Annotated in this window: 40 protein-coding genes; 4 read left to right on the forward strand and 36 right to left on the reverse strand. The window is 64.7% G+C overall.

Features of this window, described 5'->3' with window-relative positions:
• The first annotated feature begins 3 nt into the window (after positions 1-3).
• Positions 4-297 (forward strand): hypothetical protein, encoded by a 294-nt coding sequence (locus ACWKSV_RS01525; RefSeq protein WP_184107001.1) that lies wholly within the window; start codon positions 4-6, stop codon positions 295-297.
• On the opposite strand, the gene ACWKSV_RS01530 is transcribed toward ACWKSV_RS01525, so the two are convergent.
• The 22 genes from ACWKSV_RS01530 to tnpA form a co-directional block, all read right to left on the reverse strand.
• Positions 294-713, reverse strand: coding sequence for a DUF6950 family protein (locus ACWKSV_RS01530; protein ID WP_184107003.1), 420 nt, complete (start codon positions 711-713; stop codon positions 294-296). The two genes, ACWKSV_RS01525 and ACWKSV_RS01530, sit on opposite strands and share 4 nt — an antisense overlap.
• Positions 710-1297 carry a hypothetical protein gene (locus ACWKSV_RS01535; RefSeq protein WP_184107005.1) on the reverse strand — a complete coding sequence of 196 codons (588 nt, stop codon included), beginning with the start codon at positions 1295-1297 and terminating at the stop codon, positions 710-712. The genes ACWKSV_RS01530 and ACWKSV_RS01535 overlap by 4 nt, the downstream gene beginning before the upstream one ends.
• Entirely contained in the window at positions 1297-1893 is a 597-nt protein-coding gene (locus ACWKSV_RS01540) for a hypothetical protein (RefSeq protein WP_184107007.1), read from the reverse strand. Before ACWKSV_RS01540 ends, ACWKSV_RS01535 begins: the two co-directional genes overlap by 1 nt.
• A complete protein-coding gene (locus tag ACWKSV_RS01545; protein ID WP_206362662.1) occupies positions 1890-4925 on the reverse strand; it encodes a D-alanyl-D-alanine carboxypeptidase family protein in 3036 nt (1011 codons plus the stop codon). The genes ACWKSV_RS01540 and ACWKSV_RS01545 overlap by 4 nt, the downstream gene beginning before the upstream one ends.
• Positions 4925-5041, reverse strand: a complete 117-nt coding sequence (locus tag ACWKSV_RS01550; RefSeq protein ID WP_184107011.1) for a phage tail assembly chaperone — start codon at positions 5039-5041, stop codon at positions 4925-4927. The genes ACWKSV_RS01545 and ACWKSV_RS01550 overlap by 1 nt, the downstream gene beginning before the upstream one ends.
• Complete coding sequence (locus tag ACWKSV_RS01555) at positions 5041-5433, reverse strand: GTA-gp10 family protein (RefSeq protein WP_184107013.1); 393 nt, start codon at positions 5431-5433, stop codon at positions 5041-5043. The genes ACWKSV_RS01550 and ACWKSV_RS01555 overlap by 1 nt, the downstream gene beginning before the upstream one ends.
• Positions 5434-5436: 3 nt before the next feature.
• Complete coding sequence (locus ACWKSV_RS01560; protein WP_184107015.1) at positions 5437-5862, reverse strand: phage tail tube protein; 426 nt, start codon at positions 5860-5862, stop codon at positions 5437-5439.
• Positions 5863-5886: 24 nt separating this feature from the next.
• A complete protein-coding gene (locus ACWKSV_RS01565; protein ID WP_184107017.1) occupies positions 5887-6294 on the reverse strand; it encodes a hypothetical protein in 408 nt (135 codons plus the stop codon).
• Positions 6291-6896, reverse strand: a complete 606-nt coding sequence (locus ACWKSV_RS01570) for a hypothetical protein (RefSeq protein ID WP_483666838.1) — start codon at positions 6894-6896, stop codon at positions 6291-6293. Before ACWKSV_RS01570 ends, ACWKSV_RS01565 begins: the two co-directional genes overlap by 4 nt.
• A complete protein-coding gene (locus ACWKSV_RS01575; RefSeq protein ID WP_483666839.1) occupies positions 6896-7234 on the reverse strand; it encodes a phage head closure protein in 339 nt (112 codons plus the stop codon). Before ACWKSV_RS01575 ends, ACWKSV_RS01570 begins: the two co-directional genes overlap by 1 nt.
• Positions 7234-7803, reverse strand: coding sequence for a head-tail connector protein (locus ACWKSV_RS01580; protein ID WP_483666840.1), 570 nt, complete (start codon positions 7801-7803; stop codon positions 7234-7236). Before ACWKSV_RS01580 ends, ACWKSV_RS01575 begins: the two co-directional genes overlap by 1 nt.
• Before the next feature lie 4 nt (positions 7804-7807).
• Positions 7808-7987, reverse strand: coding sequence for a hypothetical protein (locus ACWKSV_RS01585; protein ID WP_112383347.1), 180 nt, complete (start codon positions 7985-7987; stop codon positions 7808-7810).
• An 82-nt stretch (positions 7988-8069) separates the two neighbouring features.
• Positions 8070-9380, reverse strand: a complete 1311-nt coding sequence (locus ACWKSV_RS01590; RefSeq protein WP_483666841.1) for a phage major capsid protein — start codon at positions 9378-9380, stop codon at positions 8070-8072.
• Positions 9381-9406: 26 nt separating this feature from the next.
• Positions 9407-10033, reverse strand: a complete 627-nt coding sequence (locus ACWKSV_RS01595) for an HK97 family phage prohead protease (RefSeq protein WP_483666842.1) — start codon at positions 10031-10033, stop codon at positions 9407-9409.
• Positions 10030-11400 carry a phage portal protein gene (locus ACWKSV_RS01600; protein ID WP_483666843.1) on the reverse strand — a complete coding sequence of 457 codons (1371 nt, stop codon included), beginning with the start codon at positions 11398-11400 and terminating at the stop codon, positions 10030-10032. The genes ACWKSV_RS01595 and ACWKSV_RS01600 overlap by 4 nt, the downstream gene beginning before the upstream one ends.
• The gene (locus ACWKSV_RS01605; RefSeq protein WP_483666844.1) at positions 11397-13169 is read right to left on the reverse strand and encodes a terminase large subunit; all 1773 of its coding nucleotides are present in this window, start codon (positions 13167-13169) and stop codon (positions 11397-11399) included. Before ACWKSV_RS01605 ends, ACWKSV_RS01600 begins: the two co-directional genes overlap by 4 nt.
• Position 13170: 1 nt before the next feature.
• Positions 13171-13527, reverse strand: a complete 357-nt coding sequence (locus ACWKSV_RS01610; RefSeq protein WP_454280492.1) for a P27 family phage terminase small subunit — start codon at positions 13525-13527, stop codon at positions 13171-13173.
• A 219-nt stretch (positions 13528-13746) separates the two neighbouring features.
• Positions 13747-13947 (reverse strand): HNH endonuclease signature motif containing protein, encoded by a 201-nt coding sequence (locus tag ACWKSV_RS01615; protein WP_483666845.1) that lies wholly within the window; start codon positions 13945-13947, stop codon positions 13747-13749.
• Between the two features lie 30 nt (positions 13948-13977).
• Positions 13978-14520, reverse strand: coding sequence for a hypothetical protein (locus tag ACWKSV_RS01620; protein ID WP_126053282.1), 543 nt, complete (start codon positions 14518-14520; stop codon positions 13978-13980).
• Positions 14521-14603: 83 nt separating this feature from the next.
• Complete coding sequence (gene tnpC / locus ACWKSV_RS01625; protein WP_241229450.1) at positions 14604-16223, reverse strand: IS66 family transposase; 1620 nt, start codon at positions 16221-16223, stop codon at positions 14604-14606.
• 69 nt (positions 16224-16292) lie between these two features.
• Positions 16293-16646, reverse strand: a complete 354-nt coding sequence (tnpB, locus tag ACWKSV_RS01630) for an IS66 family insertion sequence element accessory protein TnpB (protein WP_126053281.1) — start codon at positions 16644-16646, stop codon at positions 16293-16295.
• On the reverse strand, positions 16643-17110 hold the full coding sequence (gene tnpA, locus ACWKSV_RS01635; protein ID WP_126053280.1) for an IS66-like element accessory protein TnpA: 468 nt from the start codon (positions 17108-17110) through the stop codon (positions 16643-16645). The genes tnpB and tnpA overlap by 4 nt, the downstream gene beginning before the upstream one ends.
• A 250-nt stretch (positions 17111-17360) precedes the next feature.
• On the opposite strand from tnpA, the gene ACWKSV_RS01640 reads away from it, so the two are divergent.
• Positions 17361-17552 carry a hypothetical protein gene (locus ACWKSV_RS01640; protein WP_483666846.1) on the forward strand — a complete coding sequence of 64 codons (192 nt, stop codon included), beginning with the start codon at positions 17361-17363 and terminating at the stop codon, positions 17550-17552.
• An 82-nt stretch (positions 17553-17634) separates the two neighbouring features.
• On the opposite strand, the gene ACWKSV_RS01645 is transcribed toward ACWKSV_RS01640, so the two are convergent.
• The 14 genes from ACWKSV_RS01645 to ACWKSV_RS01710 all read right to left on the reverse strand — a co-directional run bounded on the left by ACWKSV_RS01645 (position 17635) and on the right by ACWKSV_RS01710 (position 22900).
• The gene (locus ACWKSV_RS01645) at positions 17635-18216 is read right to left on the reverse strand and encodes a hypothetical protein (protein WP_483666847.1); all 582 of its coding nucleotides are present in this window, start codon (positions 18214-18216) and stop codon (positions 17635-17637) included.
• A 50-nt stretch (positions 18217-18266) separates the two neighbouring features.
• Entirely contained in the window at positions 18267-18443 is a 177-nt protein-coding gene (locus ACWKSV_RS01650; RefSeq protein WP_483666848.1) for a hypothetical protein, read from the reverse strand.
• 1 nt (position 18444) lies between these two features.
• Positions 18445-18567 (reverse strand): hypothetical protein, encoded by a 123-nt coding sequence (locus ACWKSV_RS01655; protein WP_483666849.1) that lies wholly within the window; start codon positions 18565-18567, stop codon positions 18445-18447.
• Between the two features lie 113 nt (positions 18568-18680).
• The gene (locus ACWKSV_RS01660) at positions 18681-19349 is read right to left on the reverse strand and encodes a hypothetical protein (RefSeq protein ID WP_483666850.1); all 669 of its coding nucleotides are present in this window, start codon (positions 19347-19349) and stop codon (positions 18681-18683) included.
• The gene (locus tag ACWKSV_RS01665; RefSeq protein ID WP_483666851.1) at positions 19246-20172 is read right to left on the reverse strand and encodes a DUF1376 domain-containing protein; all 927 of its coding nucleotides are present in this window, start codon (positions 20170-20172) and stop codon (positions 19246-19248) included. The genes ACWKSV_RS01660 and ACWKSV_RS01665 overlap by 104 nt, the downstream gene beginning before the upstream one ends.
• The gene (locus ACWKSV_RS01670; protein WP_483666852.1) at positions 20169-20450 is read right to left on the reverse strand and encodes a hypothetical protein; all 282 of its coding nucleotides are present in this window, start codon (positions 20448-20450) and stop codon (positions 20169-20171) included. The genes ACWKSV_RS01665 and ACWKSV_RS01670 overlap by 4 nt, the downstream gene beginning before the upstream one ends.
• The gene (locus ACWKSV_RS01675) at positions 20447-20980 is read right to left on the reverse strand and encodes a hypothetical protein (RefSeq protein WP_191864476.1); all 534 of its coding nucleotides are present in this window, start codon (positions 20978-20980) and stop codon (positions 20447-20449) included. Before ACWKSV_RS01675 ends, ACWKSV_RS01670 begins: the two co-directional genes overlap by 4 nt.
• A complete protein-coding gene (locus ACWKSV_RS01680) occupies positions 20970-21131 on the reverse strand; it encodes a hypothetical protein (RefSeq protein WP_184107095.1) in 162 nt (53 codons plus the stop codon). The genes ACWKSV_RS01675 and ACWKSV_RS01680 overlap by 11 nt, the downstream gene beginning before the upstream one ends.
• Before the next feature lie 17 nt (positions 21132-21148).
• The gene (locus ACWKSV_RS01685) at positions 21149-21514 is read right to left on the reverse strand and encodes a hypothetical protein (RefSeq protein WP_191864477.1); all 366 of its coding nucleotides are present in this window, start codon (positions 21512-21514) and stop codon (positions 21149-21151) included.
• Positions 21514-21693: a hypothetical protein gene (locus tag ACWKSV_RS01690; protein WP_191864478.1), complete on the reverse strand. Its 180-nt coding sequence runs from the start codon at positions 21691-21693 to the stop codon at positions 21514-21516. Before ACWKSV_RS01690 ends, ACWKSV_RS01685 begins: the two co-directional genes overlap by 1 nt.
• Positions 21694-21736: 43 nt before the next feature.
• Positions 21737-22213 (reverse strand): hypothetical protein, encoded by a 477-nt coding sequence (locus ACWKSV_RS01695; RefSeq protein WP_483666853.1) that lies wholly within the window; start codon positions 22211-22213, stop codon positions 21737-21739.
• Positions 22214-22406: 193 nt separating this feature from the next.
• Positions 22407-22577 (reverse strand): hypothetical protein, encoded by a 171-nt coding sequence (locus ACWKSV_RS01700; protein WP_483666854.1) that lies wholly within the window; start codon positions 22575-22577, stop codon positions 22407-22409.
• Positions 22574-22717 carry a hypothetical protein gene (locus ACWKSV_RS01705; protein WP_483666855.1) on the reverse strand — a complete coding sequence of 48 codons (144 nt, stop codon included), beginning with the start codon at positions 22715-22717 and terminating at the stop codon, positions 22574-22576. Before ACWKSV_RS01705 ends, ACWKSV_RS01700 begins: the two co-directional genes overlap by 4 nt.
• Complete coding sequence (locus ACWKSV_RS01710; protein ID WP_483666856.1) at positions 22718-22900, reverse strand: carph-isopro domain-containing protein; 183 nt, start codon at positions 22898-22900, stop codon at positions 22718-22720. It lies immediately after the preceding gene.
• Positions 22901-22993: 93 nt separating this feature from the next.
• Here ACWKSV_RS01710 and ACWKSV_RS01715 point away from each other — a divergent pair, with 93 nt between their 5' ends.
• Positions 22994-23551 (forward strand): LexA family protein, encoded by a 558-nt coding sequence (locus tag ACWKSV_RS01715; protein WP_483666857.1) that lies wholly within the window; start codon positions 22994-22996, stop codon positions 23549-23551.
• A 25-nt stretch (positions 23552-23576) separates the two neighbouring features.
• Positions 23577-24098, forward strand: coding sequence for a hypothetical protein (locus ACWKSV_RS01720; RefSeq protein ID WP_483666858.1), 522 nt, complete (start codon positions 23577-23579; stop codon positions 24096-24098).
• Positions 24099-24136 lie beyond the last annotated feature (38 nt).

Below are 24136 nucleotides of genomic sequence, written 5' to 3' on the forward strand. Positions count from 1 at the left end.
ACGATGCAGAACAAGCTATACGGGGAGTGGGCGTTTTCGACGCCGCCGATCAAGCCTGAGAACGCGGATCATATACTTGGTGCCCAGGTGTCAGTTGATAGGCAGGGGCGGCCTGAGTTCGTGGACATCCAGTATCGGACAGCAGATGGCGGGGAGGCGATCCGGCAGGTGCGGATGGATTGGCTGAACGCTTTGGCATTGCTGTCTATCCTCAAATCGATGCAGTTGGATTCCGGTGCGCCGTTCCCGAATGACCCCCGCAACCCAAATTGGCGCGCAGGGGACGGGAAGCCCTAAAAGCCGACCCGCCAGGCAAGCGGCGCTACCCATGCCCGGCGCTCTATCTTAATCAGCCCCTCGCGAGCCCCCTCGCTGCCGACAGCGGCGAGGTATGGCCCCATACAGACGCCCAGCAGCCCCGATGACATGACGATGTCGCCGCGCTGGGCCAACGGCGCAGGGATAGTTTCAAACTTCGCGTCCATCGTGCTCGGCAGGTCTCCTGCGCCGAACCGGCGCAGCGCGCGGGCCGAGCCGATCGCCGTCGAATACCGACCACGAAACTCGGGCATCGGGTCGATGCCGGTCATCGCCGCCACCGCGCCAGCCGCGAAGGTGCAGCAATCGTGGTCGCCCCAAGCGAACGGGCGCAGGCGCAGAGGTTCCAGATAGTCGGCGAGACGGGTTTCCCAATCGGGGAGGCGCTGCATCATTTCGTCCTCGCCGCCCCATTGGCGATGGCGACGGACAGGTCCGCCGATCGGTCACCGGGATCAAAGGCCGCCTGATCGAGATACGTGCGGCCGGTCGCTTGGCCGAAGAATGCCAGATAGGTCTCGACATCCAGATTGATGGTCTGGCTGGTCCGGTCGCCGACGACGACGGGTACCGACATATAGCCGGTGAAGTAGGACCAGAGCGCGCCAATCTGCGTCAGGTCGTGTGGGTTGAGCATTGCGCGCCACAGGCGGCAATCGCGGCCGCTGAAGTTGGCCCGCGCGCCCAGTTGGTTCATCGTCTCATCGTCGACGCCCGCCAGCCCGGACAGCGTGAGGGTCAGCGTATCCGATCCACCCTCCCTGGCCTTCACCGGCCCGACGGTCACGACGCGCGGATCGACCGCCGTGAACGTGTGGCCGTCGAGATCGGGGTCACCCGTCCCGGAGAAGGTGAAGTCATAGGGCGCATTGGTCACGCGGACCGGCTCGTCGGCGAAGTCGAGAAAGCAGAACGTCACCGGCCGCCGAATATCGGTGCCAAGCGCGGCCTGGGCGAGATCGTCCGGGCGACTGTCCATCAGAACGCCTCCTCGCAATTGAAGCTGACGCCGTAATTCTGACCGATCCCGACCTTCCAGCCGTTCTTCGGATCGCTCATCGCCATCACCGCATACGGCCGCTTGACCTCCACGGGCGCGCCATCGGTCGTGGCAATGCGGATATAGGGCTTCACCGCGATGCTGGCGCGCCCATCGGCACCCACCACGACATCGGCCTGGACCGACAGCAGCTGCTCATTGACCGTGACGAAATGCCCGCGCCGCAGCTTCGTCCCGGCCGATCCCCACCCGCGCACCCGCAGCATGCGGCCGCCCTGGCCGGAGCCATCGACGACGACCACCGGATTATCGGCGACCTGATCGCGCTCGCACGCGATCACCTTGAACCGGTTGGCGATGCCGTCGCAGTCGACGACGAACGCCCGCCAGGCCAATGCAGCGTCCTCGCCCAAAATGGGCGGCAGACTGACGGTGGCATACCAGCGCGGGGCCGCCGTCAGAAGTGTGACGCGGCGCTTGCCGGTGAACTCGCCCCGGTTGACCTGGGCAGGCTGATCGATCGTCCAATCGATGTTTGAGGCGACCGGTTGGCCCGGCATGACGATCAAGCTCATCCGGCACCCCCCGGCAGATCGGCCCGCTGGAGACGGCGAATCGTCCGTGCTTCTGAACCAGCCATGATCGGCTCGGCTGCCGCGCCGACGGTGCGAGCAGCGACACTCTGCATCCGAACATCGAATTCAGGCGACGCCTCAACCTTGGCATGAACATCGACGGCCATACGCTGCCGGCGCGCCGCCGCGACATCGCGATAGGCGCCGTTGACGCTGGGCAGCGCAACGACGTTGCCGACTGGGCCGCCATTCGCGAAGGCAGGCAGCTTGTTGTCGTTCATCGCCTTCAACATCGGCAGGTAGCGGCGGGTGGCCGCCGCCGTCATGACGAACTCGCCATTCGACAGCCAGGACAAGATATCGTCGGAGGTACCAGTGCCGGGGCCAGTGATCAGGCCGCCGGCGGCGTGCCCCTTCACCTCGCCGCCTTCTGCAAACCCCAAAAATTTTCCTACGCCAGGCAGGGCGGACAGGATCGCCTTCTGGATCGCGATGCGCGCCAGGTCGGCGAGGATCGACGCAGCCATACGCTTGAAGGCACCCGCGACATTCTCTGTACCATCAATCAGCCCGACCAGCCCATCTTCAAGCGACTGGAAACCGCGCACCGCGACCCCTTGAAGGGCCGTGTCCATGTCCCCGGCCGCCTGCTGAAGCTGGCGTCGATAGGTCTCCAGCGGGTCGGCGAACTGGCGGTTGATCTGCTCCGTCTTGCCCGGCCGCTCGGCATCGATCTGCCGGAGCATGCTTTCACCGCGGGCCCAATCGTCCGGATTGGTAGACCCGATCAGGCGCACCGCCTGCGCACGCTGCAATTTCTCGTCGTTGGCGAGCAGCTCGAGCGCGATCCGCTTGCGCTCGGCGTTGGTGGTCGCGAGGTCGCCCTGTATCTGGAGCAGGGCGCTGGCGTTCTGCAACTGGTCGCGCTCGGCGCCCAGCTGCTGGTCTAGCAGGCGCTGGGCCTCGGCGTCGCGGATCGCGGTCGTCTTCGCGGCAGCATTGGACGCATAGACCGCCTTCAGGGCCTCGGCCTGCGCCTGGCTCCACCGCTTCTGCGTGACCCCGGCATCCGCCGCGCTGGCAAGGCGCTGACGCTCAATCTCGACGGCCTGGGCGTCAAGGTCCGCCGCCGCCGCGATGTCGACGACCTGCGACCGGCGCAGCTGCACCGCTTCCTCATCCGCGCGCAATTTCAGCTGGGCATAGGCCTCCGCGTCACGTGCGCGCTTCTGCTCGGCCGCTTCGGCCTGCCGGTTGATGGTCTCCTGCGACTTGCCCTTGGGTCCGAACGCGACGTGATAGACCCGTTGCTCTTTCTCATCGAGCAGCTGGCGGATCGCGACGCCTTCCTTGGCGAACGCCTTGCGGATCGACGAAACCGAGATGCCGGGCCCATAGGCGATATCGATCGCTTGGCCGCGCTCATGGTCGCTGGTCCCCGGCTTCGCCACCGGACCAGCATGGCGACCGGCCAGCTTGTCGGCATACAGCTGCGCCTGGCGCTCGGTCGACCGGAGCCCGCTGGTCACCCGGCCGCCGATGCTGGCGGCGATGCGGGTGGCCTCGGCGACATCGATGCTCCGGCCGATCTGATTGTTGTTCGGCGTGGCGCGCGCGTTCGATTGACGCTTTTGTTCAGCGGCGGTTTCGTCCCGCTGCTGTTTTGCGAGCAGGGTCAACCGTCGGGTCAGGACCCCATTGACGGTCTCTTCGGCTGTCGCCTGCTTTTTTGCCTGCTCAATCAGGCCATTCGGCCCCTCATACTTACGGCGGATTTGCTCCAGCGGATCGACAGCGCGCTTTGCAGCTTCCCCCGCAAGGTCTTTCTGAGTGGAAAGCCGGGCCGCCTCGGCGTCCGCAAGCGCCCGATCGATTTCCTTGAGACGCGCCTGCAGCGTGCGGATGTTCTCCGACGCGCGCTGCGATTGAACGGCCGCCCCCGTCGCCGAGCCACCTGCAAATTGCTGGCCACCTAGACGCTTACGGGCTTCGGCCAGCTCGTCCATCGTCTGGGCACGACGGTCGTAGAGGTTCTCGACGTCTTTCTTCGCCCGGATGTTCATGCGCTCGGCGTTGGTGAGCAGCGCTTGGTTCTGCTTCTCCAGTTCGGCGGTCAGGGTCCGAACGTCATCAATGATGCCCGCCTCGGTCGTTGCGAACGCCTTTTTCGCGGACTCCGCCAATGCCGCCGTCTCGGCATTCTTTTTTAGCTTCTCGCTTTCGTCAGCCAGCGCATCACCATGTTCGATCACCTTGGCCACGAGTGGCGCTAGGACGGTGAGCGCGATCGTCGCGGCGATACCCCAACCCGACGTGAGGAAGTTCGCCACACCTTCCAACTTTCCGCCCATGCCCTGAACGGCGAACGCCGCTTGGCCGATCTGCTGCGCGAACGCGGTGGCGACGCTCTGACCGCTAACCACCTGAACGGAGAAGTCCTGCAACTGCTGACCGAGCATAATGGTCGACTGGCGCTGCTGCTCGTTGCGAGTGGTGACAACACGATGCGCATTGCCCATCCCCATCAATTCCGAACTGACCGAATTGAGGATGTTGGCCTGATTGCGCAACGCCGCCGCCTCGGTCTCGGCCTGCTGGGCATTGGCCGCAGCCGCGACCGCGAGCACGCGCTCGGCCTCGCCCGCCTCACCGGCGCGCTGGGCGACCTGGGCGGCTGCCGTGGCGACCTGACGCAGCGCCGCCGCCTGCTTTTCCGCCGCATCGGCCGCGCGATCGGCTGCGCCTGCGTCAAGGATCTGGAGTGCGCCGATATCGGACGGCGAGGAGAGGGCGGCCTGAGCATTGGCGCGGATGGCGGCAAACGTCTGGTTATAGCTGCGCTCCAAGGCCTTCGCCGCCGACGGGGCGTTGGACGCCATGTCGCTGAACGCCTTCTCGACCGCCGCCTGGACGTCCGCCGCCGCGCTGCCAATCTCGAGCAGCGCGCTCTTGCCCGCCTTGCTGGCGGTCTGGAGACCAGCGACATTGCCGCCGACCTGCAAATACAGCTCACGGGTGGTCCGGTTCGCCATCAGCCCCTCCGTTTCGCTGCCGCTATTCGCGCATCAACCACGGCCCAGAATTCATGCGGGGTGGCCGACCAGAACTGGTCAGGACTCCACCCGAATGCGTCCAGGGCCAGCCCCATCAGGCGGCGCCAGCGTCCCCGTCCGTCGCCACTGCCGCCGCCTTCGCTTCCCCCGATGCGGTGCGCCCGCCGGTGGCCGCATCGACGAGACACAGCTGGATCGTCGCGAGGGCCTTGCCGGTCCCGGCCTCATAGATCATCTCGCCGATCCGCTCGGCGTCGACATGCTTGTCCGATTCCGATTTCGCACCGGCCCGGATCAGTTCGGCCGCGATGATCCCCATGTGGCGCTGACGTAGGCCGCCCCGCGCCGCCGCCGAGATGATCTCCAGCAAACCGAGGTCGGTTTCGTCCTCGATCGCGACAATGGCGGCATGGGAGGGGCGGAGCACGAAGGTCCGCCCCCCCAGCTTGAGCGAGTGCTCGCCGCGGATCTTGTTCGCAGCCGCCACGGGTTACGAGCTCGCGTCCGCCGCGCTGAGCGCGTTGATGGTCGGGGCCGCCGAGTTGGCCAAGTTGACCGAATAGGTCGCGGGCTGGCCCTTCGGGAAGGTCGCCGAGAAGTTGCCGATGCCGACCGGGCCCTGATACTTGACGTTGGTGCCCTTCTTGATCTGGATATCGGCCGCCGGGGGGCTGGCATTGGACGCCGCTTCAAGAGCGGCGAAGCCCGGATCCGGCAGTTTCAGGTTCCCCGCGACGGTGAAGGTGATCTTCTTGTTGCCGTACTGGGTCGCGCCGTAGACGCCCGAATCCTTGTCGCTGATGTCGTTTTCGGTGTTCTGGCTCTGCCATTCCAGATTCGTTTCACCCGCGATCGGGACGTACGTGTTCCCGACCTTGATGTGGAGGCGCCAGTTGTCGCCCTGTTCGTTCGCCATGGTCGTTACTCCTATTCCGCCGGATCAGGCGGGCTCTGCGTAGACTTCGATTGTGGTGATCCCGGCGTAGGTGACGCCGTCAGCAGCTGCGGTGCTGGCCGCCGCGCCTGCGAACTGGAACCGGAAGAGCATGCCACCGATCGTCAGGGACTTGCCGTCGATCGCGATGCGGACGGTGTGCATCAGCCCCAGCAATTCGCGCCGGTCGGGCCCCTTGTAGACGGTGTGCACGTCAACGTTGATCTGCTCGAACTGCTCGTCTTTTCCGCCGATATTGTCGCTGTCCATGTCGCCGACGAGATGGAACGGCGGGGTGGTGCCCTGCTTCAGCGAATGCCGAACCATTTCGCGCTGAGCGGCGGGAAGCTGATCGCGCAACAGCTTTACGGTGGCATCCTGCGCGCCGGTGAGAAGGTCGAGTGCTGCGGTCATGAGCCAGTCCCCAGGCGCTCTAGGGCCTTGGCCCAGAATTCTGACAGGTGGGCATCGGCAACGTCAGCGAGCAGCGGCTGAGCCACAAACGGGCGCGCGGCCATCGCCTTCACCCGGATCTTGTACGCGCTGCCGACCGGCGTTCCCTTATTCGGCCCGCGACGGCGCAATCGCGTCTTGTCGCCAGTGAACAGCAGCCGCCGGTTGTTGCCCTTGCGATTGTTACCCGCCAGGCGGCGGTTGGCGGCACGGATGCGGCGCGTAACGAGCACCGTCTGCGCCCGGCGGCCGAATTCGACGAAACGGCCATAGAAGGGACCGCCCTGGATGGCGCGGCGAACGCGGCCGTTGAACTTGTAGGCCTCGCGCGCGCCTTTAAGGAGGCCGATCCGCACCTTCAGGCGCGAGAGGATCGCCTGAAGCGACAGCGCGCCCTCCAGGGCGCCCGTTTCTTTGGCGACGTCGGCCTTCTGAGCAGCGAGCACTTCGCGCCCGATCGCCACCATTTCGACGCCCAGTTCCTGCTCGGCAGCCGATGGGAGGTTGTCGAACAGGCTATAAGCCTCGGCGAGGCCCTGCACATTGCGCGGGGACGCGGCCATCAGCGGGTCGGCAGTGCGCCGTCGGTGTCGGCGAGGATGACCGTCTCTTCCCGCCGCCCGGTCGGATCGACTGCTGAGCGAATATTAAGATCCTCGGTACCATAGCGGATCTGGCAATCCTCAGTGATGTCGCGGCGATGACGCAGGGTGATCCGATATACGCGGATGCCCTGAAGCACTTTTTCGAGCACCGCCTCCTTGCCGGTCATGCCGATCACCTCGGCCCACGGCCGGGCGACAGATTGCCAGGTTGTCGTCGATCCGCCGGTGCCGGTGTCGGTTTCGACTGGCCGCACGATCTCGATACGGTTGCGCAGGCGGCCGGCAGCGATGGCCATCAGCCGAACACCCGGAACGGGGCAAGCAAGTTGGTCACCGTGGTCGACATCGGAACCGCGACGGCACTTGCCGATGATCCAGCCACGGCGGTCTCGCGATTATTGTACAGGTCGCCGACCATCAACAGGATTGCTGCCCTGATCGGCGCGGGGACGGTCTCATAACCAGCGCGGTAGCGGATGCGGATCGCTTCACGCCGCGTCGATCCGCCCTGCCATGCCCAGCCATCGCCCGATGCGACCAAATCGCGGCCCATCAGCTCGAATTCGTCCAGGTCAGCCATCTGCTCGACGCCAGTGGCGTCAAGGAATGACGCGCTGACCAGCTCGATAACCGGGGGGAACGGGAGGCGGATGCAGTCACCACAGGTTAGGGTGTCGCAGCGCGCTTCGAGGATCTGGACGCCGATCGCGCGGCCGAGCCAACCCTCCGGGCCGTCAATATGGGCTGTAGCGGCAGCGACATAGGCCTGGATCAGCGTATCCTCGTCATCACCTTCCACGCGCAGGTGGGCCTTCACCTCATCGAGGTCGAGCGGCTCGGGAGGGGTGATGACGAAGACGCGCATCGGATCAGGCGCCTTCGCCTTCCGGCTTGCCGGATGCCGCCTTGGGCTTGGCGGGCGGCTTATCACCGAGCACCTTCAGATCAACGAGATGCTTTACGTCATTCTCGTCGGCTTCGCGCTTGTCGCCCGGATTATAAAGCTTGGTGCCGTCGAGGTGCGGCTCCTGCGCATAGAACGTCTTCATGAGGGTTCTCCTTGGTTCTCCGGAACCGTGGGATGGACGCGGCTCCGGAGAACCGGGCTGGCGTGAACCAGCCCGGCAGGGGTTAGGCGTTGGCGAAGGGGCCCTTGATCAGCGCCGCGGGCCGCTTGACCGCGAGGCCGAGACGCTCCTCGCACCGCATGGTCAGCAAATTTTTCTCGAAATCATCGGAGTTCTCCGACGAGATCAGAACCTCGGGCGCCAGGCGATCGTACAGCGTGGCGGCGACCCGGAAGGCGCCGACCAGGAAGGTGCCCTGGGCCATCGACACGGTCGACAGCACGCGCTTGCCCCACAGCACCGGCCCGGCAACGCCGGTCGGGTTAGCGAAGATGTACCGGCCGTTACCGTCCTTGGTCAGCTCGATGTCGGTCCAGTCGGTTTCGTGCAGCACGATCGCGTCGGCCGGATAGAGGCCGAGCGACGCCTGGAGCATGGCGAGGCGCAGCTTGTCCATCTTGTTCGGCGCGGCGATCGAGATGCCCGACGGGGCCGAGTAGGCGGTCGCCTGGGGATACAGGCCCAGCAGGTTCTCGCCGGTGCCGTCGCCCAGCAGGATCTGGCTATCCTCGGCGAGGGCCAGACCATACCGCATCTCAGCGTCGACCTCGGCCTGGAGACGCGGGGCGTCGTCGAGGGCCTGACGGGTCAACTTTGCGAGGTGGGCGATCGTGCGGACGGGCGCGGTGGCGCGGGTCCAGCCGTAGTTGCTGTACGGCTTCGCATTGCCCTCTGCGACAGGTGCGGCCGCATTGGTGCGGACCGACTGCTTGGGATAATCCACCGAGCCGGTATCGATCGGCATGACCGTGAGCAGGTCGCGCATGATCAGGTCGGGGCGACGCGGGAGGTTCACCGATTCCGTTTCGCGCTGGGAGACGATGAAGCCGCCAGCCGAATTGTTGGCGGTGGTGATCGCCTTCAGCTCGATGCGGGCGGACGGGCGCTCCTTGCTGGCGAGCGACTTGATGGCATCGCTTTCGCTGACCTGCTGGCCGAAGCTCTTCGCTTCCTCGCCCATGCCAGCGCCGCCCGGGCGGGTCATCTTCTGCTCGACATCGTCGAGACGCGACTTCAGTTCGTCGACCACGTTCAGGCGGAGCAGCGCTTCGTCGGCGGTGCTCTTGGTCTCTTCGGTCATGGTGCCGAAGCGCTTCACCTCGCCCTCGGCCTTCTCGGCGACCTGGCGAACGGTGCTCAGCGAGCTTTCGAACCAGCCCCTCAGCTCACGGCCGATGTCACCGGCCGACTTGCCTTCGAGCGAGGGGAAGGCGGGATGATCGGGACCGCGCATGTAGCGCCCCTTCGAGCGCTCGGCAGCAGTCATCGCGCCGAGTGCGATGGTCGCACCGGCAAACAGCAGTTTCTTACTCATCATTTGCCCTTTCGGCAGTTTGGGGATCAGCCAGCCAGCCCGCGCAACAGGTCGGCCAGGTCGGTATCCGCCTTGACCTCGGGCTCCCCCCGAAGATGCGGCGTTGCCTTGGCGGCGATCGCCGCAGCCAAGGACTTCGAGAACCCTCCTGCATCCCGCAGAAACTCCTCGAATTCGCGGACAGACGGCATCCCACCGGCTTCCACGAGGGCCTTTACCTGCGTGATCACGGCGCGATCGTTCATGCCGACCGACACCAGCGACACCTCATGCAGGGATAATTCGTGCAGCTGGCGGGTCTTGCCCTCGAAGCGGTGCCGCAGGGTCTTGTACCCGATCGACAGGCCGCTGAGCGCGCCGGATTCAACCAGCGCGTGGGCCTCACGGCCCGCCTCACTCTTGATGGCGATCCGGCCTTCGACATTCAGGCCGGCGTCAGTCTCATCGAACTTCGACCACGACCCGACCGGCCGTTTGTGGTCGTGGAACAGCAGCATCGGCACCGATGCGCGACCAGCGATTGCCTTGGTCAGCGCGCCCGGCATGATCATGTCGCCGCCGTGATCGACGTTGCCATACCCGGCAGCGATGCCCGAAATGTATCCCGCCTCATCGATCGATTTGATCTCGAAGCCGAAGCCCAGTTCACTCATTTGCTATTCTCCAGCCGGGGCCCGCCGTTGTGGCCGAGCAGGGCAGCCTTCACCCGCGCATCAATCATCGTCTCGACGTCCGGGCTGAGCATGCTCAACAGCGCCTTTCCCGCGTCGCGGCCTGTGTCTTGGGCCCCAAGCTGGTCGAGTGGGATCAGGTTGGACTGGACGGTGAGCATGTCGGCGCCGGGGCTGCTGTCAGGCGGCAGGTTTTCCTTCGCCCGCATCTCGTTGCGCTTCATGACGCCGTTTTGACCTAGTGAGGCGTAGAGCGCCGCCCGCGCCGCGCTATCGGCGCGCAGCAGACCCTCAACGATGTGCTCAGCGTAGAACCGGTGCTGTTCCTGCGGCAGGATCAGCTGGCAACGGATCGCTTCCTCGATCCGGGTCAGCTCCGGGCCGAGGCTCAGCGTGAGCCACGCCAGCACCAGTTGCTCGATGCCCGATCCCCACATGGTCTGCCCTTCGGCAGCATGGCCGATCAGGATGGGGAAGGTGCCGAACCACCGACAGATCTCTTCGACGGAGAACCGACGGCTTTCGAGTAGTTGCGAATCGGCCAGGCTCATTGCCAGCGGCGTGAATTTCATACCGGCGTCAAGCGGCATGACCTTGCCTGCCCGCGACGAACCCGAGAATTTCTCGAACATCGCGATCAGCTGTTCGCGCTGTTCCGGTTTGAGCTGGACGCCAGTCGCCATCTCGACAAAGCCGGCAACCTGGAGCCCGTTCGCGAAGGTTGATCCGGCGACCTCCTCTGATGCCAGAGCCGTGCCGATGGTCTGGCGACCATAGCTGATCGGCGATAGGCCACTGTCACCGCCAGCGCCGAAGCCGCGCAGATGGAATATCTCGGACACGGGCAGGTCGTCTTCACGCCGCCCGGTCGTCACGACATAACGCCGCGATCCATCATTGGCGCGGTACGCGCGCACCGCATCAGGTGACAGCGGCCATAGCGCGACAACTTGGCCGTCCCCACGCCGCCCAATCCGCGCATATGCGTTGCCGCGCAGATTGAGGGCGGTGATCTGGCCTTCCCAAAACTCCATCGCGCCCTGATCGGGATTTGGACGGTCATTCAGCACGCGGTACAGGGGGTGCTGATCAGCCACCGACCGGGTGAGGTTATTGCCCCGATCATATAGCTTCAGCGGTAGCGAGCCGATCGTGCGTGCGTTCAAGCGAACGCATGCCCAAGCGGCGGAAAGCTGCATTGTGCTGTCGGGCGTCACTGACTTTCGCGCAAAGGTCGGGCCCATGCCCCAGCCTATGCTGACATTGTGCTCGCGGTCGGCGGGCGTTCCATCCAGCTTGGCTGGCGCCGTGCCCCCGATCCAACCGGATATGATCGAACGAATGCTCACGCGAGCATCGCTCCGGCAGCGAGGAATGCATCCATGTCCGGCCCCGCTTCCTGAGGTTGAATGGCGATGCCGAACGCGCTGATGAGCGCGACGGGATTGTCGATTTTGTCCTCTTCGCGCGGCTTGCGCGGATAGACGTTGTCCTTGGCGTCAAGCGTCGCGACGACGTTCGACATCTGCCATTCCATGACCGGGCATCCCCCGTGGCGGATCAGGCCCGCCTTGGTGGCGGCATCGAGTTCCTTCATCGGCTCGGAGAAGTTCAGCACCGTCGGGCGATATTCGATCACCGGCACGCCCTGCTTTTGCAGCTTGGTCACCAGCATCGTCGCTTGGTGCGGATCGTATGCCAGCTGCTCAATCTGCAGCACATCCGACGCCTCGATAATCGCCTCGTAGATCTCGTCGTAATCGATGATGTTGCCGTCGGTGACGTCGAACAGCGCCTGGGCGTCCCACCCGCCATATGCCGCGACATTGGCGATCCGCTCGGACGGTACGAAATATCGGCCGATACGGATGTAGGGATCGTCCGGCGTGGCCCTGTCGCCCTCAGGCAGAATCAGCAGTTCGAGCGCCGCGATGTCGATCTTCGACGCGAGGTCGAGTCCGCCGATCGCCCGGCGCCCACGATACCGCTCCAGGTCGAGCCCGTCCGCTGTACGGATAGGCACGTCGTCAGACTTACAGCGGCGCCACGCTTCAAGGTCGAAATACGCCGACTTCGACGCGACCCATAGGTTGAGGTGTTTGGTCTTGAAGATGCCCCGCTTACGCGGGGTGGTGATGGCGTCGCGTTGGCGGGCGCGGAGATAGTCACCGCCGACCGACACATCGAAATTGGGATTGGCCTTACGGAGTGTGGCCTCGGCCTTCCAATCGTCGCCCTCGTCGGCCGCGTGCTCGAGGAAGAACGTCTCGTCCTCGATTGGCGGGCCGCCGTTGTGACCGATCCCGGCGAGCTTCTTCCGCTCATCCTGGATCATCGCGTAACAGGGGCCGGCCAAGTTCTCGCCCGCGGTCGTGATGATTAGCTGCACGGGCTGATCCCGCGCGCCCATGCCGGTCTCCATGGTGGAGACCTGCCCGTCGTCGCGATGCTCGTGATACTCGTCGTGGATCGCGCAGCTAGGCGACTGCCCGTCCCCGGGATCGCCGATCAGCGTCTCGAACTTGCCGCCGTCTGCCTCGATCGTCAGGTTCTTAGCGTTCACCGTGACGCCGAACTTGGCGCACAGCGCGGGCAGTTTCTGCGCCATCAGCCGCGCGGGCTTCAGCACCTCCCATGCCTGCCCCTCGGTGGTCGCACCCGAGTAAACCTCGGGCCCAGCCTCGCCGTCGGCGCAGAGCATATAGAGGCCGATGCCGCCGGCAATCACCGACTTACCGTTCTTACGCGGCACGACGACGACAATCAGGCGGAATCGCCGCAGCCCCTTACGGTTGCCGTCCTTGTGCACCCAGCCAAACGGCACGCCAATCGCGAAGATCTGCCAGGGCTGGAGCACGATCCGCTCGCGACCTGCCGCCCATTTGCCCTTCGTGTGAGGCAACCGCTCAATAAAGCGGCACACGCGCGCCGCCTTTTCGACGTCGAAGCGGAACGGGAAGACCTTGCGCCGCTGCTCCTTCAGTTCATCGAGGAACCGCTGGCACTGGATGCGGATGAAGCGCCCAGCCGGGATGCGCCCCTTGACGACGTTGCGTGCATACTGGGTCGCGATCGCCGCATAGTCGCGCGCCGGCTGCGCTGGTCCTTGCCCGGCCACATCAGAAATCGTCGAACTCGCCCACCTTGGGCTTGTGGCCCTCGGCGATGCGGAGGGCGGCCGACGGATTGAGCATCAGCTCTCCCATCAGCGACTGCGCCTGGCGCATTGCGTCGGACAACATGGCAACCTCCGGTCGTGCTCGGATCATTCGGCCGCCCGACGCGGTGACCGTCTCGTAGGTGTCGCCCTCCACCTCCAGCACCGACTGCCAACGCTGGATCTGTTCCAGGCGCTGAGCAAGCAGTGCGACGTGCTGCGCCCAGTGCGGATTAGCGCGCTGGCCCTCCGCCAGCATGATCGCGATCTCACTGAACATCAGCTGCCCGAGGTCGGACAGGTGCAGTGGTGCGATCATGGCGCTGGGCAGGAGAGGGGGGGCGGCCAAGGCCAGCTCAGAACGCTCCTTCGCAGTGGCCTTCAGCGCGGGGTCAGTGCGCTTCCGGCCTGCGCCGGGGCGCGGTCCACCTCTCGCCATGCGGCCACCTTTTTACCCTTTGATTTCGCCCGCGTGAAAATTCGATTGGACATCGGTCCTCAGCCATGCGGCTCCGGACTTTTGACCCGCCCCCCCCCCTCAGCCGCGTCGTCCGCGCGCCGCCTCCTCGGCGGTCTTGGCCCGGTGGCAGGGGGCGCAGACCCCTTGGTAGTTCGACCGGTCGTCGGTGCCGCCTTCGGCCTTCGGGGTGATGTGATCTGCGATGGTCGATGCAGCGATGCGCCCTGCAGCGGCGCAGATGCGGCACACCGGCTCCTCCACGAGAACGCGTGCGCGCATCAGCTGTAAGCGTCCGGCGAGCCCCGTTCCTCACTGCTTATGGGGTGGCGACGAGCATCCGCTTTGGATCGAGAGCAGAGCGTTCAAAGCTGCCGAAGCCGCAGCCCTGAACGCCGGTGCGAGCGCGACCTTTTCCTTCGGCACAATGACACCGATAGCCCAACCTGGTTCGAGGAAGAGCAGGTTGTCGGTTGGAAGGATGTTTTCCTCGGAAAGCTTACCGTACCCAGCTTGAGAATCAAACTGGATGGCCCTCCCGCCGAATACAGCGAGGTTCATCGACATCTGATCGGCTTCACTCATGCCGCGGTAATAAGACGGTTTGCCTGGCTGTTTGGCGTTTCCGCGGACCAGTTCCGCACCAGCCTCGCTGATGGGCTCGGCTCGATAGCTGGTGGAAGGATTGCCGTTGATGGCCGGTACCACGCTGGGGTCAGAAACCTCGAAGAACAACCCGCGAAGCCTGCCGACTTGATCTTCCTGATGGAAGAAGTTGGTGATGGTTCGCCCGCCTGGAACGGACAACGGTGATTTGCAGCCGATGAAGAGCTTGTCAGGGCGCTGTTGAGGCACTTGGGGCGCGTTAGGCGAGCAACTCACGGTCACGGCAAAGACTCCGATGAGTACGGGGAATAGTCGGTTGCCGCGGGAGTTGCTCATACGTCTTTGTTGCTCCAGGTCCACGGTGTGAGTTCGCTGATGCGGTTTGCAGGATGTCCGTCGGCGATGCGGGTGAGCACGTCGTGCAGCCAGGCTTCGGGGTCAACGAAGTTGAGCCGTGCGGTCTGGATGAGCGTGTAGATCCCCGCTGCGCGCTCACCGCCCTTATCCGAGCCGGCGAACAGGTAGTTCTTGCGGCCGAGCGCGACGGGACGGAGGCAGTTCTCGGCCCGGTTGTTGTCCGCCTCCAGCCGCGCGTCGTCGCAGAAGCGGGTCAGCGCCGCGCGCCGCTTGACCGCATAGCGGATGGCGTCTGCCAGCGCGCCCTTGCCCGATATGCGGCGCATGGTGTCCTCGGCCCAGTTGAAGAAGCCGTCCACGCCCACCCTGACGACCTGGCGGCGGTCGAGCCGGTCCTCCCGCGGCAGCCCGCGCCCGAGCTCCTCCGCCTCGTACATCAGGTCGATCATGCTGACGCCGGTGCGCGCCGTGGTCGAGCCGGTCGCCTTCCACACGTCGTAGATCTTGCGCCGGACATGCGCCCAGCACGCCACCTCGACGATGGGGCCGGGCTGCCGGCGTCCATCGTACAGCTGGTCGTAGCCCGTATAGCCGTCGGCTTGCAGGAAGCCGCTGAACCCGGCGAGATGCGCGCGCGGTCGCTCACCCTTGCGGTCGGGCGTGTAGAAATACGCCGCTGCCGGTGGGCCGATGCCTTGCCAACCCCGATCGTCGCGGGCGTAGACCCATAACCTGCCGGTCTTGGTCTTGCCGGTGCCCGGCGCCAGCACAGGAACCGGCGTGTCGTCGGTGTGGATCTTGTCGGCCGCGAACACGTGGGCGCGAATGTGGTCGACAAGCGGCTGAAGCAGCCAGCTGACCTGGCCTACCCAGTCCGCCATGGTCGAGCGGTCGAGGTCGACGCCCTCGCGAGCGTAGATCTCCGCCTGCCGGTAGAGCGGAAGGTGGTCTGCATACTTCGACACCAACACGTGCGCGAGCAGGCCAGGACCTGCCTTGCCGCGCGGGATGGGCAGCGCCGGTGCGGGTGCCTGGGTAATGGCGTCGCAACGTTGGCAGGCGAGCTTGGGGCGGACGTGGCGCACGACCTGGAAGCGGCCAGGCACATACTCCAGCACCTCGGTCACGTCCTCGCCCAGCGCTGACATGTTCCCGCCGCACGCGCCGCAGCCGTCTGCCTGCGGGGCGGCATGGACGACCTCGTGACGCGGCAGATGGTCGGGCAACGGCAGGCGCTTAGGCTTGCGCTTCTCGCGGGCGGGTGGCGGCACGCCGGCGTCGGCAGACGCACTGGTCGCCTCGGCCTCGACCGTCTCCAGCTCTTCCAGCCGCAGCTCCAGCTGCTCGATCTCGCGGGAGAGCCGCTCGGACGACTGGCCGAACTGCATGCGCCGGAGCCGTGCCAGCTGAACCTTGAGCTTCTCGATCTCCAGCGCGGTCAGCTGGATGGTCGCCTTGGCCGCGCGCAGCTCGGCAACGGTGCTGGCCAGCTCCGCAGCGGTGGTAACGCGGGCCTGCTCGATGGTCGCCAGCTGGTCCTGCAACGCCTGTGCGAAGGCGCGCAGCTCGTTCGGGTCGGAGGGAAGATCGACCATCGCCAGCGACATGGCACATCCTACCACCGGCCCGACTCACGCCAAGCGAAAAGAACGAAAAAGCGCCGCTTACACGAGGGTCGGCGCGGTCACCGGGGCCGGCGCCACGGTCCGCCGCCAGTCGATGCCCTCGATGAGCAGCGCCAGCTGCGCGGGGCTGAGAACGATGCCGCCGTCGACCAGCGGCGGCCACACAAAACGGCCCTTCTCCAACCGCTTGGCGAACAGGCACATGCCCGAGCCGTCCCAATACAGCGCCTTGAAATAGTCGCCGCGCTTGCCCCGGAACAGGAACAGGTGGCCCGAATACGGGTCGCCGTTGAGAACCTGATGGGCGAGCGCGCTCAGCCCGTCGAAGCCCTTCTGCATGCTGACCGGCTTGCAGGCGAGATATACCTTGGTGCCCGGCGCCAGCGCTATCACGACGCATGCCCCAGCGCCCGCAGCACACGGGCGAGCGCCTTCTCGTTGACGTAGCTGTCGACCGACAGCCGCACACCGGTCGGCAGGTCGATGTCGATGCTGCCCGGTCGGGTTCCCGGATGCGGCCGGACCAGGTCCTCCGCCGGCGCGGCAGGCAGCGACGGCTTAGCAGGCGGTGGCGCGTGTACGGTCGGCACCGGCGACAGCGCTATAACAGGCTCGGGGCGAGCGGCGTCCGTTACCACGCCATAGGGGATGAACTGCAACGGCTCGCTGGCGATGCTCTCCGCCTTCCGCTGCGCCGACCGCCAGTTGTAGATGAGGCTCTCGGCAATGCCGAGCTGCCGCGACAGCTCCCGCACTGTCACGCCCGGCATCGACGCCTTGGCAACCACCGCTGCCTTCTCGGCGTCGCTGTAGGTTCGCCGGCGCTCCGTCCGAGTGATGACCTCCATCCGCTCCATCTCCTGACCTCCTTCTGGACTCCAGAAGGAGACCACCACAGGTCTGGACATCAACGGCTATGCCGCGCGCGACAACACGCGGCTCACCGGACGCTTACCATCAGCTCATGCGCTCGGCCATAGCCACGGGCTTGTCGGCTTTCGCGGCTGGTGCTCGCCCATCCCTTCGTGCGACGCTGCGGCGCGGCCTTGGGTCGGAATGTTGGCGGCTGGCTGGGCATAGCGCCCCCGAACAGAGGATGGACTGAACGTGAAGGTGATGATCTACGGTGATGACCATAGAGATGGCCATGAGGTCGACTGGCCTGCGTTGCCCCCGGTCGGCAGCTGGGTACGCTTTAATCATAGGGGCGGAACGTCAAACCTGCAGGTCGAGCGAATCGACTTCGCGGTAACGACCGATGGGGCGTTCGTGCACGCTGAGGTGCATCTGACTTACTGACCTACACACAGTAAGAGCCGCAGACCCTTTAGGGCGCGGCTCTCACATCTAATGTTCTTGATATGTTGCGGGGGTGATGCAGTCAAGCGGTAAGACGCTCTTTCATGGCAATGATGTCTGCAACAAACTGCACGACCACGCGGGCCGAAGCCACCTGATCGTTGCGGCAGTCGGTAAGCGACGAGCCTGCAAACCCAGCCGTCTCGTCGAACCGGCATACGTTCTCGAAGACCGACCAGTATTTGGCGGGGAAGTAGCCCTTGATCCGCTTCAGGTCGTCCAGCGCTTCCTGCTCAGCCCAGCCGTTGCCCTGACCTGCACCGGGGATGCGGGCCAAATCCATGACCAAGCCCTTCCCGCCGATGCGCTCCCAAAGCGTCTCGCAATGGGTAATCGCAGCCTGCTGGCTGTCGGATAGCAGGCCCGCCGCTTTCCAGCGCGCCACCGGCGTGCCGCCCCGGTTGACCAGCGTCTGCAACGTTTTGATCTTCCCGCCGTCACGCAGCGGCATATCGACCACTGCGAAGTCGCCGCGATCGATCTGCGCACGCGGGACGCCGATATCGTCAGCTTTCCTGAGCACGAGTTCAGCGGCCCGCTCGGCCGCAGTCTTCCGCACCTTCTTGATCTTCGTGCTGCGCTTGGCCTTGGCTGCTGCTTTCATTGTCCTGCCCCGCTACCTGTTGAGAACATACCATAAACACCGTGGATCGCTCACCCCTTTGCGGTCAGCTGCCAGTCGATGATGTCGAAGTCGTAATTCGGTGGGTACGCGGGATCGTTGAGCGTCCACCGCCACCGCTTGGGGCTGATCCCCCGCACGACGACCTTGTTACGGAAGCATATGTCGACCGTTTCAAACGGTGGCGCGGACCCGGTGTTGCGCGGCATATTATTCGCCCGCCTCGGTCGATGGCTGGATGGGCCAGCGCTTCGTTCCGAGGTGCTTGGTCAGCAGCGAGCCCACACCAGCGACGGTCATGCCGACATGCCGCGCGGCGTCCTGCTTGCTCATGCCCTTGGCGGATAGCTCGACCAGGTGTCGCAGCCGGTGCTGCGCTTTGGCCTGCCTGACGAGAGTGCTTCGTTCTCGCGCCAGCTGGGCCTCGTAACGACTGCTGAAGCCCCTCATGCTGCCTTGGCCTCCGCCGCCTGGTCGTCGTCATAGCCGAGCGCCGCGTCGATCTCGGCCTGGGTGATGAAGCCCGCCCGCAGGCCGAGCGCTCGCATCTCCACCTTCATTGCGCGGATGCCTGCAGCGGTGATTTCCATCGGGGGCAGGGCGGGCACCGGATTGGCGGCACGCTTGATGGCGTCGCGCATGCGCTGCAACGCGGCGGCGCGAACGTGGCGGCGCTCGATCATCGCGTCAGCGATCTCACGGATGGCGGTTTCAACGTCCCCGACGTAGCGGAACGGCTTATGGATCGCCTTTTTGACGGCGGTCAGAGCGATCATGGCGGGCAGGTCGCTCAGCGCCTCAACCATCGACTCGCGCCATGCGGTGGCGGCTTCGACGCTGGCGGTCGGAAGAACTTTTGCCGCGAGACGACGCAAGCGCTCGTCCATGGCACTCTCCCATGCCTTGCGCTGTTGGGGCGCAGCCGGGACTGGGGCCATTTCCCCGGCATTCTTCGCGACGGCTGCATCGATCGCAATGTCGGCATCGGCGCCGAGCGCGGCGGCCGCCACCTCAGTCGGGGAGAAAAGCAGGCTCAGCGCCTTCCATGCCAGGTCGTGGGTTCCAGCCGCCTCGCTGACCGTTGAGGGGGCGGCTTCCATGAGGTTGTTGGCCATTTCGCAGGCATCCTTCGATGAAACTGATGGGGTCGATCGCGCCTTCGCGCTGGGCTTTGCCGAGGGCGACGATCACCGCCGGGGCGCCGTGGTCGCGCTTCCACTTGCCAAGCATCGGGCCGATCTTGTCGGCGCGGATGCCCTGAGCGGCGAGGAACGCGCGGCCCTGATCGAACATGACCTTCTCGGGGTCGGTGGGGGCAGGGCCCGCTGGTGCAGCAGGTTGAGCAGCCGCGGCAGAAGCGTCAGCTTCTGAACCAGAGTCTCCCTGTCCCTGTCCCTCTCTCTTTCCCTTGGACCCGTTGTCCCTAGGGACAACATCGTCTGTCCCTAGGGACACAAAGGGGACGGAAGCGGGATGGTTGAGGGACAACCAATCACTGAACAGGGGACGGGGTTCGCGTTCGCCGCCATTGGCACCGGCGCGGTCATTGCGCTTCTTGATCGTCGCGCATTCCGTCCTGTAGCGCTGCCGCAGCTTGCTCTCCCATGCAGCGGCCACCTGCTCGGCGATCACCGGATGGTATAGGCGGCCATCATCACAGGCGACGAAGCCGCGCAGCGCATCCGGACGGTGCTTGCGGAACGTCCGCAAATCCCGGCCCAGCCCGCACAGCTTCGTCAGCACCGCGTCGTTGTCCGGCAGCGACCCGGCGGGCAGCTGGTGCCACGCCGCCGCCCAGAGCAGCACCGCGTACCAGCAGCCCTCAGGATCGCCCTCCGCCGCAAGGTCGCTGTCGCGCAGGCGAGCGACATGCAATGGCATGAACGGGAAATCCTGAAGGTCGGCGTCAGGTGAGGTGAGGGGCGGCCGGCCGGTCATGCCGATTGCGCCTCCTGGCGAAGCTTTTCCGCATGAGCGCGGACCCGGTCTGCGCGCTCATCCAGCGCCGCCGCCGTAGCCAGCAGGTCGGCATCAGATACGCCCCGCTCGCCGCTGATCTTGGCACGCGTGCCGCGCTCCTGTATGGTCAGCGCTTCGGCCAGCTTTTCAATGCCACCGAGCATCATTGCCGCCGTATGCAGCCCCATCATTCTCTCGACCTTCAAGGGATGGCCCTTCTGTGCCGCTTTTCCGGCACAGGCGTTTTCATGGCTCATGAGTGCAATGCCCGCGCCAACGTGGTCGGGTTGCCGATGTCAGTCGGCGCGAGGCGGACAATGTCGCCCTTTCTCGGCCCCAAGATAGCAACATCCTCCGCGCCGATCAGATGGACGCATGATTCCTCGATCGCTTCCGAACAGCGCGCGATCGCGACCTCGGCGGACGATCCATCATATCGAGCCGAGTGGCCAATGATCCGGGCGACATAGCAACCCGTGCCCTTGCCATCGCTGACGGCATCGGCGAGCTCGCGCGTGCCATCGAGCAGCACCCACCGTCCGCGCTTCTCCTTCTCCCAAGTCAGGAAGACGGGCGCGGCGGCCGATGGATAATCAGGGAAACGGATGCTCCAGCTACGAGCGTGTCGCCGGGCGATCGGCCGCGTGACGCGCAATAACGTCGCGGCCTCATCGAGCGTTTTACCGGCCTGCGAGAGGCCGAGCATATAGCACGCGACCATAGCCTCCTGATCGGTCACGCCAGCCGCCGCAGCGACTTGCGAGTACATCTTGACGTCATTGTCCATGATGTTCGCGCCTCCGTGCGCGTTCGTTGGTGATCAGTTCACGGATGATGCTGGAGGCTGTGACCACGACCAGCGGCCAGCGTTGGAAATCTGACGGCACGACGATTGCCAGCCGCTCCGCAGGCATGCGGCGCAGGATCGCGTCGATCATCGGGGCGTCGTAAGGAATCACGCCTGTCGCGCCTCGGCTTCGAAGGCTGCGAAACCGCGCGTGATCATCTCGGTGACGAAGACATCGAGGGGTTTACCCGCGTTTTGCGCCGCGCGGATTATCGGGGCGGGCAGGAACGGTTTTCCGCCTCGAGCGAAGGTTACAGGGGTGATCCGCGGCGCGGGCTCAGGCTGGTGGTGGTCGGGGCGCTCCCGGCCGTCATGGCACCAAGCGCATTCGCCATCGAACAGCCGCGGGCTGGGCAATTCGCAGCTGTCGCAAATGCCGCCATCTGTGCCGGAAATCGGCAAAGGCAGCGATTGGAGGCTGCGGCTGATGTGCTCCGCCTCCAGCTGGGCGGCGATGTCGGCCTCGTCAGCCATTATGCCGCGACTTCGAACAGCGGGATCACAGCCCGGCCCGGATCGCTGATCGGCAGGAAGCGATAGGTCTGCCCGCCGGAGACGATCACCGCCGCCGCAGGCTGCACCATCGCAAGACGCAATTCTTCTGTCGCGAAAGCAGCGCCAGCCGCTCCCGCGTCGTCATTGGCAATCGTCATTGTCGTCACTCCAGGGGCAGCGCCAAGGCGGCCCGGTTGATTCCTATTGCTGGTGGACCAGGCGGATTAAGGTCGCCCGTCGTGCGCGAAGCCGGTCGATGTGGGCGCCGACCTTCTCAATCTCGGGCCACATGTCTTCGAGCTCGGCGTCGCTGATCTGGTTGTCGGCCAACGCGATTGCCTTCTTGGCGATCAGTTCGCCCAGGGCGGCCAGCGAATGAGCGTCCTCGGTCGGGCTGTCGGCGATCGGCACGATGCGCATACCGACGAGACCGAGCACGTCATTGGCGAAGCGACCATCCCACTCGCGGCAGCCGCGCAGGAAACTGACGACGCCCATGTCGGCCGATCCGGCACGGTAGGCGGCGGCGCGATCATCGCTCTTGCCCAGCACCTGGCCCAGGTCTTCGTCGGTCGCCTTGTCCTCGGTCTTGATCGCCGAAAGGCTGCGGCCCAGCGTGTCGAGCAACAAACTCGCGGGAACGGTGCGAAAGCGGCCGTGGATGTGCGGAACGCTCACAGCGTATCTCCATGGTCATGAACAGGGATGATCTCTCCACCGCACCGCGCGCCCTCCGCATCGCGATCGCTCGCGCGCTGGTCGACCAACTCACCGGCGGCCCAGGGAAGCGACGCGCCGCCGGTGGGGTCACAGCTGCCAGCGGTGGGGAGTACGGGGGCAGCCGTAAGGGAGAGGAAGTGAATGTCGGGGGTCATCCGAAGAACCCGCCCCAGTACGTGAGGCCCAGCCAGATTGCCGCCGTCAGCATGCTGGCGCCGAGGTCATAATGGCCTTCGCGAGGACGGCCATTTTTGCTGGCGTGCAAACAGACGCTGAGGAACAGCAGCGCGAGCAGGATACCTTGCGGCCAACCGATGTTCATGCTGCCGCCTTTGTGCTGGCCGGGCAGCGTGCCACGCGGCGATTATCATTGCGGATGTCGACCAGGGCGAGAGTCGCGAACAGCAGCAATAGCGCGATGAAGCACTTCACAAGGAAGTCGAAGGGCTCGGGATCGCGCATTTATGCCGCTGCCTGGGTCTTGGTGGCCATTCGGCCATACGCCGCATACAGGTCAGCCTCTCGCCAAGACGGGACGCGATTTTGACGCTTCCAATTTTGGACGGTGGTCGGGGGGACGCCGAGCGCTGCCGCAGTTTTGCGGACGCCGCCGAGTTGCTCAATGATGTCCGTAACCTTAGGCATTCATCATCTGTGCTGATATCGCACAAATTAGTCAAGCTGAAATGTGCGAAAACAGTTGCTGACGCGGCTGCACCATTTTCGCACATGGGGCGTATGGATATCGTCGACGAACTGAACGCCTATCGCGATGCCACCGGCATGACTGACAAAGCCATCGGAGAGGCGATCGGGCTCACGCGTGATGCTGTGGCGAAGGTCCGCGCGCGGTCGCGGAAGCTGTATTATCACGAGGGTGTGAGTTTGAGGCGCTGGCTGGATGGCCAAGGTGTAGGGAGCCCTCAGCGGCTTGTCCCGGTACGCGGCGTGATAACGGCTGGCGTTTGGGTAGATGGCCAAGAGCAGGATATGGGTGTGGTCCACTGTCCCGAGGGCGGGCCTCACACCTTTGCCCTGTCGGTCCGTGGGGACTCGATGGATGAGTTCGTCGCAGAGGGTGGCCTAGTCGCTGTAGACCCAGACGAGAGGGGTTTGGACGAGGGACGCATCTACGCCGTTCGGAATCCTGATGGGGAGGCAACCTTAAAGCGCTTTCGGCTTGGACCGGCCAGGCTTGAGCCGATGTCCTCGAACCCTAAGCACTTGGTGCAGATACTAGGTCAGCCAGGATACGAAGTCATCGGCCGTGTGGTATGGAGGCAAAGCCCGCTCTGATTCGGGTACAAACAGGGGGATACCAATGCTTCGTTTGATAGCAGTAAGCGCTATTGTCGCCATTTCTGCACCTGCCGCCGCCCAGTCCGTGAAAAGCCAAATCGTGGCGACGAATGGCGTAAAGGTCGATGTTGCGACGGATGAGTTTGCAGGCCGCGTCGAATATGTCGCCCCTACTATTGATTTTAAAACCGAGCGCGGCGGAACTGGGGCTGTTTTCGTCGCCCGGATAAAAAAGTCCGGCACGGTCGGGCCTCTCCTGATCCAGGGCTTCGTAATGTATTCCGGCGACTGGCGGTACTATACGAAAGCCGTGTTCCGTGGCGGCGATCCGGTCGATTTCACCCGTACGGGCGGCAAGGTGGGCAGCTGCCGATATGGCTGCTCCCTTTCCGAAGATTTCGCCGTGAAGCTCTCCCCAGAGGAGGTCAAGAAGCACGCGGTTGACGGGCAGCTCGATATCCAGATCCGTTCGAATGGCGGAGAGACGGCCATTTTTACGATTCCCGCTTCCTACATGGATGCCGTAAACGAGGTGGCTCGTTAGAAGTGTGCGAAATTAGCATTGACTAGTGTGCTCATATA

This window comes from Sphingomonas sp. SphC10, assembly GCF_057004845.1.